At 32.4% G+C, this 1584-nt stretch carries 2 protein-coding genes and 1 pseudogene; all 3 read right to left on the minus strand.

The annotated features are described in order from the left end of the window. Window positions 1-175: 175 nt before the first annotated feature. Window positions 176-793 (minus strand): NUDIX hydrolase, encoded by a 618-nt coding sequence (locus tag MW695_RS22085; RefSeq protein ID WP_247107610.1) that lies wholly within the window; start codon window positions 791-793, stop codon window positions 176-178. Next, entirely contained in the window at window positions 783-1439 is a 657-nt protein-coding gene (locus MW695_RS22090; RefSeq protein ID WP_247107611.1) for an HAD family hydrolase, read from the minus strand. Before MW695_RS22090 ends, MW695_RS22085 begins: the two co-directional genes overlap by 11 nt. A gap of 28 nt (window positions 1440-1467) precedes the next feature. After that, window positions 1468-1584 (minus strand): annotated as a pseudogene (locus MW695_RS22095) (IS30 family transposase); the annotation flags it as partial.

Raw genomic sequence — 1584 nt, forward strand, 5'->3', positions numbered from 1 at the left:
CAATCTTACAAAAAACACAATCCATCTTTTATTCCCCCATACTATTATAAATTCTTTCTAACTCGTTCTCTTGTGCTAAACTGCCCGTTAGACAATAAGCGATAGCAATTGTTACACTATCGCTCCCCGTTTGTTTAAGTGTAACCATTCACAAAGTGTAAAAATATAGGCGGAACTAATCAAATATAGATACTTTATTCGGATTTATTAGAAAATCAAAAAGCATATATATCTGTTCTTCTGTATTTCTACCTGTTGATAGTTTGGGAAGATTATTTTCAGAAAAAAACCTCACATCTTTAGTTTCTAAACCAGTTTCCGCCTTTCCTCCTGTTAATTCGCATTGAATAAATATTTTGTAATAATGATAAGGTTGAGGTGGATGAGAATGCTTATTCATATCTAACAATGCAATTAATTTTTTGGTATTTACATCATAGCCTGACTCCTCTTTTACCTCCTTCACTATATTTTCAGAAGGAGACAAACCTATATCACAAAATCCTCCAGGTAAAGACCATCTATCATCAATTTTTTCTCTAACCAACAAAATTTTGTTATCTTTAAAGACTGCTCCACGAACATCTACTTTAGGTGTTTGGTAGCCTTTTTCACCTGTGAATAAATCCTTGATTTTTTCCATTTCCAATCCAGTGTACTCTGATATAATCTCTGCACTTATATTGCGTAATTCTTCATACCGTTCAATATCATAAATGTCCTTTGAAAAAGTGATTCCTGCCTGAGATATTGATTGAATCCGTTTTGCCCATTCTAACCATTTATGACTCATTAGGCACACCTATATTTAAAGAATTTACGAACTCAGGTATACTCTTGTAAATAGAGTTAGGTTTAACCTTAAACTCCAATGTTTGATAATCTGGCAACCATTGAACTCCTACAGTATAAACATTTGCTTGGTTTCCAGCTTCTATATCTGCGTCACTATCACCTACAAACATAGCCTCATCATTTTTTATTCCTAGAAGAGACAATGCTTTAATTACACCCTCTGGATGAGGCTTTGGATTAATGACATCATCACCTGTAATTATTACCTCAAAGAGATTATCCATATTAAGTTCCTTTAAAGAAATATCTAAACTTCTTCTTGCTTTTCCAGTCACAATTCCTAATTTAATCCCATTTTCTTTCAATTTATTTATCAATTCATTAATTTCCAGATTAGGGGCTACAAATTGGTGGTGACTCTCTAAGTATTTTGAATAATACAGCTCTATTGCCTTATCTTTATTAGTGTTAGTAAGATTTTTTCTAATAATACCAGTTTCAGAAGGTCCAAACATTGCTTTAACTTCATCCGAAGAAAGGTCTTTATCATCAAATAACTTAAAAACATTTTGAAAAGCATAATAACAAATTGGTAAAGTGTTTGCTAAAGTTCCATCAAAATCAAAAATTACACCCTTGATAATAAACATCTCCTTTTTTATTGACGGTTTGTCAATCTAACTGCGACACTTCTTCCCAAAATGCTTCGTGTGAAGTTTTCCAGCCAAGACATTTCCTTGGTCGATGATTAATTAAATATAAGGCTAACTCTAGTTCTTCTTCAGTAAT

This window comes from Halalkalibacter sp. APA_J-10(15) (assembly GCF_023017105.1).
In the GTDB taxonomy this organism is placed as follows: Bacteria; Bacillota; Bacilli; order Bacillales; family Bacillaceae_D; genus Halalkalibacter.